Annotated in this window: 12 protein-coding genes and 1 tRNA gene; 10 read left to right on the top strand and 3 right to left on the bottom strand. The window is 62.6% G+C overall.

Going from position 1 to position 16,630, the window contains the following annotated elements; translation table 11 throughout:
- Nucleotides 1-113 precede the first annotated feature (113 nt).
- From ACO076_RS15610 to ACO076_RS15590, 5 genes are all read left to right on the top strand, one after another.
- Nucleotides 114-785 carry a protein-L-isoaspartate O-methyltransferase family protein gene (locus ACO076_RS15610; RefSeq protein WP_421723758.1) on the top strand — a complete coding sequence of 224 codons (672 nt, stop codon included), beginning with the start codon at nt 114-116 and terminating at the stop codon, nt 783-785.
- Nucleotides 786-953: 168 nt separating this feature from the next.
- A complete protein-coding gene (locus ACO076_RS15605) occupies nt 954-2,342 on the top strand; it encodes a TolC family outer membrane protein (RefSeq protein ID WP_421723757.1) in 1,389 nt (462 codons plus the stop codon).
- A gap of 147 nt (nt 2,343-2,489) precedes the next feature.
- Nucleotides 2,490-3,152 carry a DUF2497 domain-containing protein gene (locus tag ACO076_RS15600; RefSeq protein ID WP_421723756.1) on the top strand — a complete coding sequence of 221 codons (663 nt, stop codon included), beginning with the start codon at nt 2,490-2,492 and terminating at the stop codon, nt 3,150-3,152.
- Nucleotides 3,153-3,242: 90 nt separating this feature from the next.
- A complete protein-coding gene (locus ACO076_RS15595) occupies nt 3,243-5,990 on the top strand; it encodes a valine--tRNA ligase (protein ID WP_421723755.1) in 2,748 nt (915 codons plus the stop codon).
- Between the two features lie 133 nt (nt 5,991-6,123).
- A complete protein-coding gene (locus ACO076_RS15590; protein ID WP_421723754.1) occupies nt 6,124-6,906 on the top strand; it encodes a hypothetical protein in 783 nt (260 codons plus the stop codon).
- A gap of 759 nt (nt 6,907-7,665) precedes the next feature.
- Here the strand turns inward: ACO076_RS15590 and ACO076_RS15585 are convergent.
- The 3 genes from ACO076_RS15585 to ACO076_RS15575 form a co-directional block, all read right to left on the bottom strand.
- Nucleotides 7,666-8,061, bottom strand: coding sequence for a hypothetical protein (locus ACO076_RS15585; protein ID WP_421723753.1), 396 nt, complete (start codon nt 8,059-8,061; stop codon nt 7,666-7,668).
- A 619-nt stretch (nt 8,062-8,680) separates the two neighbouring features.
- Nucleotides 8,681-10,090, bottom strand: a complete 1,410-nt coding sequence (gene glnA, locus ACO076_RS15580) for a type I glutamate--ammonia ligase (RefSeq protein ID WP_421723752.1) — start codon at nt 10,088-10,090, stop codon at nt 8,681-8,683.
- Nucleotides 10,091-10,203: 113 nt separating this feature from the next.
- Nucleotides 10,204-10,542, bottom strand: a complete 339-nt coding sequence (locus ACO076_RS15575) for a P-II family nitrogen regulator (protein WP_421723751.1) — start codon at nt 10,540-10,542, stop codon at nt 10,204-10,206.
- Nucleotides 10,543-10,825: 283 nt separating this feature from the next.
- Between ACO076_RS15575 and ACO076_RS15570 the strand changes: the two genes are divergently transcribed.
- From ACO076_RS15570 to ACO076_RS15550, 5 genes are all read left to right on the top strand, one after another.
- Nucleotides 10,826-12,298, top strand: a complete 1,473-nt coding sequence (locus tag ACO076_RS15570; protein WP_421726745.1) for an NAD(P)H-hydrate dehydratase — start codon at nt 10,826-10,828, stop codon at nt 12,296-12,298.
- Between the two features lie 81 nt (nt 12,299-12,379).
- A tRNA-Leu gene (locus ACO076_RS15565) sits at nt 12,380-12,464 on the top strand.
- Between the two features lie 126 nt (nt 12,465-12,590).
- Complete coding sequence (gene tig, locus ACO076_RS15560) at nt 12,591-13,967, top strand: trigger factor (RefSeq protein ID WP_421723750.1); 1,377 nt, start codon at nt 12,591-12,593, stop codon at nt 13,965-13,967.
- A 145-nt stretch (nt 13,968-14,112) separates the two neighbouring features.
- On the top strand, nt 14,113-15,078 hold the full coding sequence (locus ACO076_RS15555; RefSeq protein ID WP_421723749.1) for a calcium-binding protein: 966 nt from the start codon (nt 14,113-14,115) through the stop codon (nt 15,076-15,078).
- Nucleotides 15,079-15,236: 158 nt separating this feature from the next.
- Nucleotides 15,237-16,625: a M10 family metallopeptidase C-terminal domain-containing protein gene (locus ACO076_RS15550; RefSeq protein WP_421723748.1), complete on the top strand. Its 1,389-nt coding sequence runs from the start codon at nt 15,237-15,239 to the stop codon at nt 16,623-16,625.
- Nucleotides 16,626-16,630 lie beyond the last annotated feature (5 nt).

The following is a 16,630-nucleotide window of genomic DNA, read 5'->3' as shown; positions in this document are numbered from 1 at the left end:
GCCTTTCGGGGCGAGCGTCGGACCCTGTCGTGATTTGCGAACGGGTTGCCTCGCTTGGCCGACGGGTCTAGGAGAAACCGCGTTTTGTACGGACCACCGAGAGACGGTGTCAGATGACGGATTTCGCTGCCGCGCGCGCCAACATGGTGGACACCCAGGTCCGAACCGAGGGCGTGACGGATCACGCGGTTATCGGCGCGATGGCGGATATTCCGCGTGAGAGCTTCCTAATGAACCGCCTCCAGCCGTTCGCCTACAGCGACGACGATATTGTCGTTAAGGAAGCGACCGGCACGATGCCGGCGCGATACCTCATCAGGCCGGCACCATTGGCGCGGCTCGCCCAAGCGGCGGAGGTATCGGAATCGGACTTCGCGCTGCTGGTCGGCTGCGCGACAGGTTACATGGCTGCCGTTCTTGCCCGGCTGGCAGGATCCGTTGTGGCGGTGGAGGAAGACGAACAACTCGCGTCGGAATCGTCTGAGACGCTGCTCGAGCTCGGGATCGATAACGTTGCCATCGTCACTGGGCCCCTCGAGGCGGGTTATCCTTCGGAAGGCCCATATGATGTCATTATTCTTGGCGGCGCCGTAGAGACCGTGCCGGAGGCGTTGTTCGACCAGCTCCGAGAGGGAGGTCGGCTGGTGGCGGTCCTCGGCTATAGCCGCGCCGGCCAGGCGATGGTTTACACCCGAACAGACGACGATATCGGCCGACGGGTGGTTTTCGACGCGCACATACCGCCGCTTCCGGGGTTCAGAAAGCCACAATCCTTTATTTTCTAAGGATTTGTCGAACAGAAGGTGTTGTATACGCGCCGCAGGTCGGGGCTTTTCGCCGCTACGCGGTGGTGAAGGTTTGACCGGCGCCACAAGCCGGATAGAGTAGCGGCGTTGTGCTGCGAGTAGCGGGGCGGCCGTCCCGCACAGCCGTTAGTTTTGAGGGGGCCCGTCGTGTTTTGGGGACGTGGTGGTTGGGCCGTAGCTGCGTGTATTGCAGCGGCGGCGGTAACGTGGTCGGGGCCTTCGTTCGCAGCATCTCTGCGGTCGGCGCTTGCTACTGCATACGAGAACAATCCTGACCTAAACGCAGCGCGTGCGCAGATGCGCGCGATCAATGAAGGCGTGCCTCAAGCCAGGGCGAATGGCCGACCGTCGATTACCCTCGATGGCGATTTCGGATACACGACAACCCGCACGCCGGGCAACATATTCGATCCCGGGTCCGATTGGTCGACAGCGACCAATCCGCGCGGGGCAACGCTGTCGGTCGAACAGCCGATTTTCCTTGGTTTCCGGACCAAGAACGCGGTTCGAGTCGCCGAAATGTCGGTCAAGGCCGCACGCGAGCAACTGAAAGTCGTCGAACAGAACATCCTGCTCGACACGGTTCGTGCGTTCATGGGGGTGATCCGTGCTCAGGTTGTCGTCAACCTGACGGCGCAGAACGTTGAATTCCTCCGCGAGCAGGTCAAGGCCGCAGAGGACCGTCTGTCGGTAGGCGAAGGGACCCGGACCGATGTCGCTCAGACCAATGCGCGGCTGAGCGAGGGTATGTCCGACTACGCGCAGGCTGTCGCGGATCTGAATCAGGCGATCGCGGTTTATGTTCAGATCGTCGGGATCCGGCCCGACAGGCTGGGCGACGTCAATGGTATCGACAAACACTTGCCGCGTACTCTTGAGGCGGGACTTGAAGTCGCGCTGACCACGCACCCGAGTATCATCTCAAGCCTCTACAACATTGATGTCGCGTCGTGGAATGTCCGGGTTCGCGAGGGGGCGTTGCTTCCTTCGGTGACTTTGAGCGGCTCGGTCAGTCATCGGGACGCCTCGGGCGATACAGCGTGGAGGGATACTGCCTCGGTGACCGGAAGGCTGGTTATGCCGCTTTATCAGGGAGGGAGCATCGCCGCTGAGGTCCGTGAACTGAAGGAGACCCTGGGGCAGCGGCGGATCGAGCTTGATGTTACGCGGGCCGAGGTGCGGCAGATACTCATCTCGTCGTGGGGGACGCTTGACGCTGCCCGGGCCCAGGTGCGCGCGGCGGCCGCTCAAGTTGCCGCGGAACAATTGGTCCTGTCGGGGGTGATCGAAGAGCGCCGGGTCGGTCAGCGGACCACGCTCGACGTCTTGAACGCCCAGCAGGATCTCCTCGACGCTCGGGTCGCTCAGGTCCGCGCCCAGCACGACCGCGTCGTCGCCGCCTACTCGCTGTTGGCCGCTGTCGGTCGCCTCAATGCGTCCGTCCTCGGCCTGCCGGTGGAGATCTACGATCCGACCGACCATTACTACCAGGTCAAGGACAAGTGGCTGGGCCTCCGGACGCCCGACGGGCGTTAATCTCTCGCCGTTTTCGTTGGAAAATGTGAGCCGCTTGTCACCGGCGCATGTCATCTGTCGGATAATGATCAATGACATGATTCGCACACCGGCCACCGGGTGCCAGGGGAACGAATGTCGCGACCCGACACGATACAGGATGAGGCGATGGACGCGATCCTCGCGTCGATTCGCACGATGATTGCGGAAGACGAAGGAGCGGCGGCAGATAGCAAGACCGCTGACAACGTCAGTCCGCTGTTCGCTGAGACCAAGGAAGCTGTTGGCGACGTAAGCCCGCCGGTGAGCAGCAAGGCTGCGGAGCCGAGTCAGCCACAGCCAGCCAAACGACCGGGAACGTCGGCGCGTCCGGCGGTCGAACGCGCCGTCGCGCTGGCGATCAAGGAGGCGCGGGTCGAATTCGGCCGGGATACCGGCAGTCCCGTAAATCATACGCCGATCGACAATGCGTCGACGACGACGCAAACGTCGGTGGGGGTGCAGTCGTCGGAGCCTACTACCATGGAAAGTAAGGGTTCTCCGGCGGAGCCGGGCGATCTGATGGGCGGCGAAAGCCCACCACATGAAGGCGCCGAAGTCGCAGGGAAGTGCGACGACCACTTGGTTTCAGCGGAAACCGAAGCAGTCGTGTCCGAAGCGTTCGACACCCTTGCAGTCGATCAGCCGACGGCCCCCGTTCGGACAGTGGATGGTTTGATCGAGGAGTTGCTCCGGCCGATGCTCCGTGAATGGCTCGACAAGAACCTGCCGCCGCTTGTCGAGCGGCTGGTCCGCGACGAGATCGAGCGGCTTTCCCGCCAAACGAGGTGAGGGTCGTACCGCAGGACGCCCGTCCGCGGTTGTTGACTTCGCGCCACCCTTCCGATTTACACGGGCACCGCTCGTTCTGCGGAAGTGACCATGCTTGACAAGACTTTCGATGCGACCGCGGTCGAACCGCGGATTTACGACGTTTGGGAGAAAGCCGGCGCTTTCAAAGCCGGCGCGGGGGCCAATCCCGACGCGGAGCCCTTCTCGATCGTCATTCCCCCGCCGAATGTGACGGGTTCGCTCCATATTGGCCACGCGCTGAACAACACGCTTCAGGACATCCTCGTCCGGTTCGAGCGGATGCGCGGGCGCGATGTGTTGTGGCAACCCGGAATGGACCACGCCGGCATTGCCACTCAGATGGTCGTAGAGCGCCAGATGATGGAGCGGCAGGAGCCGGATCGGCGCAGGATCGGACGGGAGAAGTTCGTCGAGAAGGTCTGGGCGTGGAAAGCGGAGTCCGGCGGCGAGATTCTGACGCAACTCAGGCGACTCGGTTGTTCCTGCGACTGGAGCCGCGAACGCTTCACCCTCGACGACGGGTTGTCCGAAGCTGTCCTGAAGGTTTTCATCGACCTCTACCGCAAGGGCCTGATCTATCGTGACAAGCGCCTGGTCAACTGGGATCCGAACCTGCAAACGGCGGTGTCTGACCTCGAGGTCGAAAACATCGAAATGCCCGGACACCTCTGGCATTTCCGCTATCCGATTGAGGATAACGCAGACCGATTCATTGTAGTCGCCACCACCCGCCCTGAGACGATGCTGGGCGACACGGGCGTGGCGGTGCATCCGGATGACGAGCGGTACAAGGATCTGATCGGCAAACACGCGATCCTGCCTTTGGTCGGACGAAAACTCCAAATCGTCGCCGACACCCACGCCGACCCGGAAATCGGATCCGGGGCGGTGAAGATCACCCCGGCGCACGACTTCAACGACTTCGAGGTGGGCAAGCGCCACGACCTGCCGATGGTCAATATCTTCGACACCGAGGCCAACGTCGTCCTCAAGGACAACGCCGAATTCCTCGATGGCGTGCCCGACTCCAAGACGCTCAAGGCGACCATCAAGGCGGTTGACGGGAAGGACCGGTTCACGGCCCGCAAACATATCGTCGAACTGATGGAGGACGCCGGGCTCGTCGAGACGATCGAAGACAAGCCGATCATGGTGCCCCACGACGAGAAGTCGAAGTCGACGGTGATCGAGCCGTACCTGACCGACCAATGGTTCGCTGACGCCGAAACGCTGGCGAAACCGGCGATCGCGTCGGTGCGCGAGGGGCGGACGACCTTCGTGCCGAAGACCTGGGACAAGACGTACTTCGAGTGGATGGAGAACATCCAGCCATGGTGCATCTCCCGGCAACTCTGGTGGGGTCACCAGATTCCCGCCTGGTACGGCCCGGACGACAAGGTTTTCGTCGCCCACACGGAAGAAGAAGCACAGGCCGAGGCCGACGCCCACTACGGCAAATCGGCAGAGCTCACCCGGGACCCAGACGTCCTCGACACGTGGTTCTCTTCGGCCCTCTGGCCGTTCTCCACGCTCGGCTGGCCGGAAGAGACGGCGGAGCTGAAGCGCTACTACCCGACCACGGTTCTCGTCACGGCGTTCGATATCATCTTCTTCTGGGTCGCCCGGATGATGATGATGGGCCTGTATTTCACCGGCAAGGAGCCATTCCGCGACGTCTACCTGCACGCGCTGGTGCGGGACGAGACCGGCGCGAAGATGTCGAAGTCGAAGGGCAACGTCATCGATCCGCTCGAACTGGTCGACGAGTTTGGCGCGGACGCGCTGCGCTTCACACTCGCCGCGATCACAGCCCAGGGCCGCGACATCAAGCTGGCGACCTCAAGAGTCGGCGGCTACCGGAATTTTGCGACCAAGCTCTGGAATGCCGCGCGGTTCGCCGAGCACTACGAATGCAAGCGGTTGGCGGACTTCGATCCGGCTGCAACGAAAGGGACCGTCAACCGGTGGATTATCACCGAGACGACGCGCGCGATCAAAGACGTCACCGAGGCGATCGAAGCGTACAAGTTCAATGAAGCCGCTTCGGCGCTCTACCGGTTCATCTGGAACCTTTATTGCGACTGGTATCTGGAGCTCTCCAAGCCGGTGCTGAGCGGCGAGGACGACGCCGCCAAGCAGGAGACGCGAGCGACCGTCGCCTGGGTGTTCGATCAGATCCTGGCGTTGCTCCATCCGTTTATGCCGTTTGTGACCGAGGAGCTCTGGCGTCGTGAGGATGCGGAGGAGGACGCTGTTCCGGCCGCCTATCCGATCCTGGCGCTGTCACGCTGGCCGACGACCACGTTCGAGGACAGGATGGCCGCGGACGAAATCAACTGGCTGGTGGAGGCGATTTCCGCCATCCGTTCGATCCGCTCGGAAATGAACATCCCGGCGGCCGCGATGATCGAAGTGTCGGTCTCCGGTGCCGTGTTCTCGACCGCCGCCCGGCTCCAAGCCCACGACGTGGTGTTCCGCCGTCTGGCCCGGGTAGAGTCGGTCGCGCTCGCCTCCGCGCCGCGCAAGGGCGCACTGCAGCTTTTGGTCCGTGAAGCGACCTTCTCGATCCCGTTGGCCGGCATCATCGACATGGACGCCGAGCGGGCGCGGCTTACCCGCGAGCTTGAGAAAATCGGCAAGGACATCGCCAAGATCGGCGCAAAGCTTGGCAACGAGCAGTTTCTCGTCAAGGCGCCGGAAGCGGTCATCGCCGAGCAGCGGGAGCGGCTCGACCAGTCCGAAGCGTTGCGCGACAAGACGCAGGCCGCCCTGGCCCGTCTCGAAGCGCCCGGTCAGGGCGACACTCCGCCCGCCTGACGTGATTTCGAGGCGGCGCGGCGATTCCAATCATGTTGCCAAATGGCAACAGCGTCGTCGGTTGTGTTGCGATATAGTGAGGCGCATTGAGTTGATGGTCGGGGGACCATCGCGTCTGACAGGGGACAGTAAGATGCGTTGTAAAGCGGTGGCCCTGGCGGCCGGGTTGATGTTCGTGGCCGGGCCGGTATTGGCGCAGGGCTATTACGGCGCCCCGCGGTCGGGCGATCCGATGTATAGCAGCCAGTCGATCGTCACCGGCGACGTGACCCTGGCGCTTGGATGGTACGATCCCGACAAGGGGAACGACGAGACCGGCGAGATTCTCGGCGGTGTTCGGATCGCGGTACCGCTCAACGAACTCTGGAACGCGCAGCTGGAAATCAGCGGCATGTCTCAGTTCGAGGGCGCGAAATCGGAGGCCTACGGGGGATTCGGCCACATCTACTACAAGGGGCCGCAATTCGCGATCGGCGGTGTTTTCGGCGGTTCGAGCGTCGACGGCGACGGGGCCTATACGGCCGGTGCCGAGAAGGCATTCTTCATGCCGAGCACCACGCTGAAGAGTAACGCGCTCTATACGTGGTCGGATGAGATCGACGACTACTGGTCGATCGGCGGTGAGCTTGGCTGGTACTGGAACGCCAATACGCGGGCCGATTTCGGCGCTCGTTACTGGAGCTTCGAAGATGAAATCTGGCAGTTCTGGACCGGCGTCGAGCACCTGATCGGGGGCACGAATATGTCGGTGTTTGGTGAGGCCAATATCTACACCAACAACAACATCACCGACTGGGAGCTGGTCGCCGGTGGTCGCTACGCATTCGGCCGCAGCGGCGCCTCGCTCCAGCAGCACGATTGGGACCGGCCGTTCTCGGTGCAGCTCAACCACGACCTGGATCGGATCCGCGACTAAGCGTTGACCACGATTGCCGCGGTGCCGGTTGCGGTACCGCGGTTTGGTCGTACCATAATCACCTGATCGAAAAGAGAGCGGGTTCACCGACGCGCCGCGACGCGCCTTCGACGCCGGCTCGACGTCCTTGCGACACACCGCCGACAGGGCCGCGACGCCGCCGACAGACCGGTGTCGCGCGCGACGCTTTCGGTGAGTTGCTCTCCGATGAGGGGGCGGGTCAATCGGTGGTGCGTGCTTCGAGGCCGCCTTCGGCGGCTCCTCAGCATGAGGGGGCGGGCGCCCCTTAGACTGGTTGCGACTTGGTGCCGCTTGCCTTGGGTCTTTGCCAATAGGCTCCAACGGCCTCATCTTGAGGTGCGAGCGGAGCGAGCCTCGAAAGACGCACGATGTCAAAGCCACCGGGCTGCTCTCAGCATGACGCCTCGGCCTTCAACCTCCCGCCGCTGTCATCCTCCGGTTTGACCGGAGGACCCGGTATCGCCGGTACTTGGCTGGGCAGTGAAGCGCCAAAGCCGGCATCACGATCTTCATCGGAGCAGCGGTTTCGATGGGTCCTCCGGTCTAGCCGGAGGACGACGGGGAGGAGGCGGGGTGGCAGCCCTTGAAGAAACCGCTCGTCCCCGCGCAGGCGGGGACCCAGTCTTTGACGGCGCGGTTTTCCAGGAGCTGGATTCCCGCCACCCGATCTGGTCGAGGGCAGGCTCCGCGGGAATGAGCGGTTGGGGGACGCCTTACGCAGCCGACCGCCGAAACGCCTCAGCCCTTGAACCGATGGAAGATGATCGGATGCCCGCCGCCGGGGGTGATGATTTGGATCACGCCGTTGTCCCGATCGTAGGTGTAGCTGCTGTCGCGGACGTCCTGGAGGGTTTCGCTGCCGCGGCAGCGGACCTTTGTGTTCTCGCGCAGAAGCGTGTCGCCGTCGATCCGGCCCTCGGCCACGAAGGCGCCCGGCCCGCCGTCGCAGAACGTGATCGTGTCGGAAGTGCTGACGATGTGCATCGTTCCGTCCGGCTTCGCGGTGATGGAGAGCGTACTGACATCCCCATCGATCGGATCGATGCCGTGGTAGAATCCGATCCATTCCTCGTACGCCGTGGCGGCCCCTATCGATCCGATGAACGCCAGTGCCGCGAGTACAGTCTTTCGCATGGCTTCCTCCAAACGGTTCCCGATATCGAGCGTTGCCCACCAGCCACTCGGCCCGTCGACGCAACAGTGCCGCTCTGGTTGCGGATTAGCAAGCCGGGGCCGTTTCGCCAGCAGGTATGGGGCAGGGTACGCATGACGCCAAACCTGCCCTCCCAACGGGAGGGAGGAGGGGCGGCAGTGGTGGGAGGACGATATGGGCCGCCAACGGGCAGTCCCCAGGCGTCGTGATCTGGGGATCAGTCCTGGCCATCCAAGTCTTGTCGACGGTCGCGCCCGCGCTCCCGCCAACGGTGTTCGCGTGGATGCGCGGATCAAGTCCGCGCATGACGTCCGTGGGGTGGCATGGTTTAGGAAACCAACGCAGGACAACGCGCCCGCTTATGGGGGCCGGACACCGACCTGCCCATCTTTCCGCGACCGTCAAACCTCCCGCCGCTGTCGTCCTCCGGCTTGACCGGAGGACCCGGTATCGCCAGTACGTGGCTCGTGGTGAGGCGCCAAGGCCGCCATCACGATCTTCATCGGAGCAACGGTTTCGATGGGTCCTCCGGTCAAGCCGGAGGACGACAGGCGAAGGGGCGCCGGTGGGCGCCCCTTTGTCGGTTAATGTCGAGGCCGATCAGGCCGAGTAGTACATGTCGAACTCGACCGGATGCGGGGTCTGCTCGAAGCGGGTGACCTCTTCCATCCTGAGCTCGATATAGGCGTCGATCATGTCGTCGTTGAACACGCCGCCGGCCTTGAGGAAGGCGCGATCCTTGTCCAGCGCCGCGAGCGCTTCGCGCAGCGAGCCGCAGACCGTCGGGATTTTCTTCAGTTCCTTCGGCGGCAGGTCGTAGAGGTTCTTGTCGATCGGATCGCCGGGATCGATCTTGTTCTGGATGCCGTCGAGACCGGCCATCAGCATCGAGGCGAACGCGAGATACGGGTTCGCCATCGGGTCGGGGAAGCGGACCTCGACCCGCTTGGCCTTCGGCGACGACGCGACCGGAATGCGGCAGGAGGCCGAACGGTTCCGGGACGAGTAGGCGAGCAGCACCGGCGCCTCGTAACCCGGCACCAGCCGCTTGTAGGAGTTGGTGCTCGGGTTGGTGAAGGCGTTGATCGCCCGGGCGTGCTTGATGATGCCGCCGATGTAGTAGAGGCACTCCTGCGACAGGTCCGAATAGAGCTTGCCGGCGAACAGCGGCTTGTTGCGCTTCCAGATCGACTGGTGAACGTGCATGCCCGAGCCGTTGTCGCCAAACACGGGCTTCGGCATGAAGGTCGCCGTCTTGCCGTAAGCGTTGGCGACGTTCTGGACGCAGTACTTATAGGTCTGCAGCCGGTCGGCGGTCACCGTCATATCGCCGAACCTGATGCCGAGTTCGGCCTGGGAAGCGCCGACCTCGTGGTGATGCTTCTCGGTGGGCACGCCCATCGCGGCCATAGTGGCCAGCATCTCGGAGCGCATGTCCTGGAGGCTATCCTGGGGCGGGACCGGGAAGTAGCCGCCCTTGGTGCGCATCCGGTGACCGAGATTGCCCATCTCGTACTCCTTGTCGGAGTTGATCGGCAGCTCGATGTCGTCGATCCGGAAGCCGGTGTTGTAGGGCTCGGTGGCGAAACGCACGTCGTCGAACACGAAGAACTCGGCCTCGGGGCCGAACACCGCCGTATCGCCGACCTTGGTCTGCTTCAGATACGCTTCCGCCTTCTTGGCGATCGACCGGGGGTCGCGGGCATATGGCTCGTCGGTCAGCGGCTCGAGCACGTCGCACACCACCGACAGGGTGGTGGCGGCGAAGAAGGGATCGATGGCCGCCGACGCCGGATCGGGCATCAGCTTCATGTCGGACTCGTTGATCACCTTCCAGCCCGCGATGGACGAACCGTCGAACATGATGCCTTCGGCGAAGGTGTCCTCGTCGACGATGCTGACGTCGAGGGTAACGTGCTGCCACTTTCCGCGCGGGTCGGTGAAACGGAGGTCGATGAATTTGACGTCGTTATCCTTGATCGTCTTGAGGACGTCTTTGGCGCCTGGCATTGGTAAAATTCCTTCTTTCCTGTTCAGGTGTTGGCGTGGCGTTGAAAGGTGGAACCCACCTCGGCGGCCACGACCGGCTGTTTGGAATTACAGCTCCGATGGGAGGCTCGGGCTCAGATCGCGTCCATACCGCTTTCGCCGGTACGGATGCGAACCGCTTCTTCGATCGTGGACACGAAGATCTTGCCATCACCGATCCGGCCGGTTTGCGCGGCCTTGCGGATCGCCTCGACGGCGCGGTCGACCATGTCGTCCGCGATCACCACCTCGACCTTTACCTTTGGAAGGAAATCGACGACGTACTCGGCGCCGCGGTAAAGTTCGGTATGACCCTTCTGGCGACCGAAACCCTTTGCCTCGGTGACCGTGATACCCTGGAGCCCGACTTCCTGCAGCGCTTCCTTCACCTCATCGAGTTTGAACGGTTTGATGATCGCCTCGATCTTCTTCATGTAGTCCATGTCTCCGACAGTACGCGTCGATCCGGCCCGAGACCGGTCGAGCGACTTGTTTGCACACTTCGTGCCATCCGGCCGATCGGTGGAGGGCGCCGCGAAATTGAGCTAATTCGTGGGCGACACCATGCTTTGCGATGGAACCGCAGTCAATCGGTGACTAAGGAATAAGCAAATGGCTAAAAATTCATCGACTGAGGACTGGGCAAAGCGGTTCGAGACCCTGCTCGGGCACCGGGAAGAGGTCGCGCCGCCGGCTTACGACGACTCGGTTGACGACCTGGAACTGCTCACGCCAGAGGAGATGGCGGATGCCGATCGGCGGGCGGTCGCCACCGGTATCCGTAGCTACCTGCTGATGGAACGGGCCGGCGAGGCGGTCGCCGCGGTCGCCGGGCGGATGGTCGACGCCGGGTCGCCGATCGCGGTTCTCGTGGGCCCCGGCAACAATGGCGGCGACGGCTTCGTCGCGGCGCGGCTGCTCACCGAGGGCGGGTATCGGGTTTCGGTCCATCTTCTCGGTTCGCGGGAGCTTTTGAAGGGTGACGCAAGCCTCGCCGCGCGGGCGTGGAAAGGGCCGATCGAGCCGGCCAGCCGCGATTTCGCCGACGGAGCCCGGCTGATCATCGACGCGCTGTTCGGGGCGGGTCTCGACCGCCCGGTGAAGGGCGCCGCGGCCGAGGCGATCGACGGCGCCAATGAAAGCGGCATCCCCATTCTGTCGGTCGATCTGCCGAGCGGGCTGGATGGCGAGTCCGGCGTCATTCTCGGACGGGCGATGCTCGCCCGGGAGACGGTCACCTTCTTTCGCAAGAAACCCGGCCATCTCCTTTTGCCGGGACGCATTATCGCCGGCCGGATTTCGCTCGCCGACATCGGCCATGACCCGATCATCCTCAACGGGATCAAGCCGCGGGCCTACCACAACGGACCGCTGCTGTGGCGAAGCGGGCTACCAGTGCCGCGGATCGACGGCCACAAATACGACCGCGGTCACGCGCTGGTCGTGTCGGGCCCGCCGACGGGAACCGGGGCGGCGCGACTGGCGGCCCGCGGGGCGCTGCGCGTCGGCGCGGGTCTGGTTACGGTTGCCTCGCCACCGGACGCGGTGGCGGCGAACGCCGCGCATCTCACCGCGATCATGCTCAAGCCGTTCCAGGGCGCGGACGGGCTTGAGGAGATCCTCGCAGATACGCGGAAGAACGCGGTCGTGCTCGGGCCGGCGCTAGGGGTTACAGCGGACACCGCCGATCTGGTCGCAGCGGCGCTGGCTTCGCCCGCGGCGGTCGTCGTCGACGCCGACGGGCTGACCGCATATGCCGAGGATCCGGATGCGCTGTTTGCTGAGATCATGGAGCGCTCATCGCCGGTGGTCCTGACGCCCCACGATGGCGAATTCGCTCGGCTGTTCCCAGACCTAACGACGGTTCCGTCCAAACTCGACCGAACCCGGCAGGCGGCGGAGCGGTCGGGCGCCATCGTCGTGCTCAAGGGTGCCGATACGGTCGTGGCCGCACCGGACGGATTTGCGGCGATCGCCGACAACGCGCCGGCGGAGCTCGCTACGGCGGGAGCCGGCGACGTGCTTGGCGGACTGATCGGCGGCCTGCTGGCGCAGCGGATGGAGCCGTTCCAGGCGGCGGCGGCCGGTGTCTGGATGCACGGCGCGGCGGCCGCGCGGTTCGGGCGCGGGCTGATCGCCGAAGACCTTCCGGAGACGATTCCGGCCGTTCTCGCCGATCTTCTCGGCTGAACAGGGACGAGTGCTTTCCCTTTGATCGCCGGCAAAGCTGTTGGTATAGAGGCCTCGCCCTGGCCCGGACCGCCGCGGCCGGCGGGCGTGGCGGAACTGGTAGACGCGCGGGATTTAGGTTCCCGTGACGAAAGTCGTGGGGGTTCGAGTCCCTCCGCCCGCACCACGCTTCCTGGCCACCTCGTTCCCGTCGAACGGTCGTGAACCAGGCAGCAAAAGTTTAGGCCGCGCCGTACCATGAACGACGGTGCGACGAAGCAAAGAACACGTTGAGATCGGAAGTACATAGACGATGCAGGTAACCGAGACACTGGCCGATGGCCTCCGCCGCGAATTTCAGGTCACGGTTCCGGCCGCGGAGCTGGATTCGCGCCTGGTGACACGACTGAACGAGATGCAGGGCGAAGTCCGCATCAAGGGCTTCCGGCCCGGCAAGGTTCCGGTCAGCCATCTCCGCCGCCTGTTCGGCAAGTCGACGATGGCGGAGATCGTCCAATCGGTGATTTCCGAAGTGGCTCAGGAGACGATTACGGAGCGGGGAGAACGGGCCGCTCAGCAGCCCGATTTCGACTTGCCCGAGGAAGCCGGCGAGGCCGAACGCGTCCTCCTCGGCGAATCCGACCTCACCTACAAGATGAGCTACGAGATCCTGCCGACCTTCGAACTCGGCGATTTCAAGTCGCTGAAGGTCGAACGGCCAGTTGCCGAGGTCAGCGACGAGGAGGTGGAAACGGAACTGAACCGTCTCGCCGAGAGCGCGCGCACTTATACCGCCAAGGACGGCAAGTCGGAGGCCGGCGATCGGATGACGATCGCCTATGTCGGCAAGATCGACGATGAGCCGTTCGAAGGAGGCAGCGACGACAACGCTGCGGTACTCCTGGGGAGCGGGCAGTTCATCCCCGGTTTCACCGAGCAACTCGAGGGCCTGTCGGCCGGCGACGAGACAACGATCACGGTCACCTTTCCGGAGGACTATGGGGCGACGCATCTGGCCGGCAAGGAGGCCACCTTCGACGTCTCGGTGAAGGGGGTCGAGTCACCGGACCCGATTTCGCTCGACGACGAACTCGCCACGCGGGTTGGCATGGAGACGCTGGACCAACTTCGCGACGCGGTCCGGCAGCAAATCCAGAACCAGTACGGCGCGGCGACACGGCAGAAGGTCAAACGGCAGGTTCTGGATCAACTCGACGAGAAGCACGGGTTCGATCTGCCGCCGAAGATGGTCGAGCAGGAGTTCGACAACATCTGGCGGCAGGTGACCAATGAACTCGGCACTTCGAATCGGACGTTCGAGGACGAGGAGACGACCGAGGAAGCGGCACGGGACGACTATCGAAAGATCGCCGAGCGCCGGGTCCGGCTCGGACTGGTGCTTGCCGAAATCGGCGAGAAGAACGGCATCGAGGTGAGCGAGGAAGAGGTCCAGCGGGCGCTGTCCGCCCAGATGCGCCAGTTCCCCGGCCGCGAACAGGAACTGGTTCAGTACTACCAGAGCAATCCGGATGCGCTCGCCGGACTGCGGGCGCCGATCTTCGAGGAGAAGGTTGTCGACTTCCTGCTGGAACTCGTGGACGTGACCGACAAGACGGTGTCCCGCGAGGAGCTTCTCAAGGAAGATGAAGAGGACGCGCCGGTGGGTGGAGAGGCCGCGCCCGCGTCTTAGTAGCCGGGCATGAGCCATCGGCCTGGCGCCGTCAAATTCAGGTCACGATAACGTCCGACTGTCCGGTCAATCGGCAGCGTCGAGGTGAATTGATCACTTCGGCGCGCTAGTATCGGCGGCCTTGGTGTCGCGTAGACGAGCGCTTGTGAGCCGTCGCGGCGCATGGGCTGAGATGCGGTCAACAGGAGGACAAATCGTGGTTACGTTTACAGCAAAGGTCGCAGTCAATACGCAGCGCCTCATTGAGTTGAGTTACCTGTCCGATTTCTCGGATATGAAGCTCATCAATCGAAAATCGACAACCATGACGGCCAAGGATAACGACGAGGATGTTCAATACATCATCAAGGGAGATGCCTTCGTTTATTCCGGGAAGACACCCATTGCAGGAATTGTCAAGTCGATTAATGTCCAAAATGACAACGTAAGCCAGTATAAATTGAAACATTTGTCGATAGATGTCACTGACATGGATCATTACTTCAGTGGCAACGTCAACAAATTGATGCAGAAGATTTTCGAGGGGAAAGACTCGATCACCGGTTCGGATGAAAACGACGTTCTTTATGGCTACGGTGGTCAGGATGTCATTCTTGGCCAAAAGGGCGCCGACATCATCAATGGTGGAGACAAAGCGGATACGATCAAGGGTGGCAATGGTGGTGACACGATTTCGGGTGCCAAAGGCTCGGACACTCTCAAGGGCGGCAACGGCAACGACACGATTTCGGGTGGCAAGGGCGGCGACGAGATCAATGGCGGCGCCGGTAATGATACGCTGACCGGAAACAAAGGCTTCAACACGTTTATCTTCAACACCGCGCTCAACGAATCGACAAACGTCGACACCATCACCGACATGACACCCGGCGGCGATGCCATTGACCTCGACAAAGACATTTTTACCGAGTTGCCGTCGAAGGGCGTGTTGAAGAAGAACGCGTTCGAGATCGGATCCGAAGCGACGAGCGGCTCAGTCCGGATCGTCTATGACGACGGCAGCGGCAATATGTACTACGATCCCGATGGCAACGGCGGCGATCCGCAGACCCTGTTCGCAGTCCTCGACACCGGGCTGGCGCTGTCGAACACCGATTTCTTCGTGATCTAGTCGACGCAACCGCGGAGGGTCGACTTGAGCGGGTCGCCGTAGGCGGCCCGTCTGCTTTCTGACTTCAAGACTTGTTGAGTTCCAGGTGGCTGGGCGAACGACTTCATCTGCCGTATCAATGTAACCGAGAAAAGCGAAATCGGGACCCAGAGGAAGAGTTGACCACTCCGCTTGAAGATGCCCTGGATTGGGGGACGGCGGTCGACACCACCCCCGATAACATCATCCACTATTACTTTTACGGATCGGGCGAAGCGACGCCGGTCGGAATTTCGGCCGGATGGACCAACTACGAAAAGGGCCAGGTCCGAGCCGCGTTTGACACCTACGAGGCGTTTCTCGACATCACATACCTGGAGGTCGAGGACGTCGGCGACGCCGACTTCATGCTCGCGACGTATGTGAGCGGTTCGTCGGTGCTGGGAAGTATGGCGCCGCCGGGCTACCCAAACGAAGGGCTTGGCAAGTTCAACACCAACGGAACCGGCTGGGGCAACGGCCTCGAGCAGGGCGGATTCGGTTTCGTCACCATCATCCACGAGCTTGGCCATGGTCACGGCCTGGCGCACCCGCACGACACCGGTGGGACGTCCACCAGCTTCCCCGGCGTCTCGAGCGCCTTCAACGATTACGGCCAGCACGACCTTAATCAGGGCGTGTTCACGACGATGACCTACAACGACGGTTGGCAGACCAATCCCGATGGGGAGTCGCCATCCAATGAGTACGGGTACCAGGGCACGCCGATGGCGATCGACATCGCGGTGCTCCAGGCCAAGTACGGCGCCAACATGGACTACAAGACCGGCGACAACACCTACAAGCTACCGAAATCGAACGGGCCGGGAACGTTCTACTCGGCGATCTGGGACGCGGGTGGCGAAGACACGATCTCGCATAGCGGCGGGCGCGCGGCAGTTATCGATCTCCGGGCGGCAACGCTGGAAGTCGAGCCTGGCGGCGGCGGCTTCATCTCCTACGCCGACGGCGTCTTCGGCGGCTTCACCATTGCCAACGGCGTGATCATCGAGAATGCGATCGGCGGCGACAAGAGCGACTTCCTGTCCGGAAACAGCGTCGACAACACGTTGAACGGCGGCCGGGGCAAGGATGAACTCAAAGGCCGGAACGGTAACGACACGCTGAAGGGCGGCAAGGGCAAGGACGAACTGAAAGGCGGTGCGAAGAGCGACTGGCTCAACGGCGGCAAAGGCGACGATGTTCTCAACGGCGGTGGCGGCGCCGATCATTACGCCTTTCTCAATAGTCCAGGGAAAGGCGTTGATACGATCAAGACGTTTGAGACCGACGAACAGATTCTGCTCGATGCGTCCGCGTTTGGGTTGCCGGATGACGGCGTGCCCTTGGACGGTTCGCTGTTCCGAAAGGGCGCGAATGCCAAGACGGCCGATCACCGGATCATCCATAACAGCGACAATGGTAAGCTCTTTTACGATTCCGACGGCTCCGGCGGTGGTGGCAAGATATTGTTCGCGAAACTGGACCCGGGGATCTTGCTATCATCTGACGATTTTTTCGTCGTGTAGGGCGA

This window comes from Bauldia sp. (genome assembly GCF_965232525.1).
In the GTDB taxonomy this organism is placed as follows: Bacteria; Pseudomonadota; Alphaproteobacteria; order Rhizobiales; family Kaistiaceae; genus Bauldia.
This window is presented reverse-complemented; position numbering and strand designations above follow the sequence as displayed.

What these genes read in the sequence shown, in the direction of transcription:
- tig (WP_421723750.1), top strand. Translation starts at nt 12,591, where the DNA reads ATGCAGGTAACCGAGACACTGGCCGATGGCCTCCGCCGCGAATTTCAG.
- ACO076_RS15585 (WP_421723753.1), bottom strand. Translation starts at nt 8,061, where the DNA reads ATGCGAAAGACTGTACTCGCGGCACTGGCGTTCATCGGATCGATAGGG.
- ACO076_RS15600 (WP_421723756.1), top strand. Translation starts at nt 2,490, where the DNA reads ATGGACGCGATCCTCGCGTCGATTCGCACGATGATTGCGGAAGACGAA.
- ACO076_RS15610 (WP_421723758.1), top strand. Translation starts at nt 114, where the DNA reads ATGACGGATTTCGCTGCCGCGCGCGCCAACATGGTGGACACCCAGGTC.
- ACO076_RS15575 (WP_421723751.1), bottom strand. Translation starts at nt 10,542, where the DNA reads ATGAAGAAGATCGAGGCGATCATCAAACCGTTCAAACTCGATGAGGTG.
- ACO076_RS15595 (WP_421723755.1), top strand. Translation starts at nt 3,243, where the DNA reads ATGCTTGACAAGACTTTCGATGCGACCGCGGTCGAACCGCGGATTTAC.
- ACO076_RS15590 (WP_421723754.1), top strand. Translation starts at nt 6,124, where the DNA reads ATGCGTTGTAAAGCGGTGGCCCTGGCGGCCGGGTTGATGTTCGTGGCC.
- glnA (WP_421723752.1), bottom strand. Translation starts at nt 10,090, where the DNA reads ATGCCAGGCGCCAAAGACGTCCTCAAGACGATCAAGGATAACGACGTC.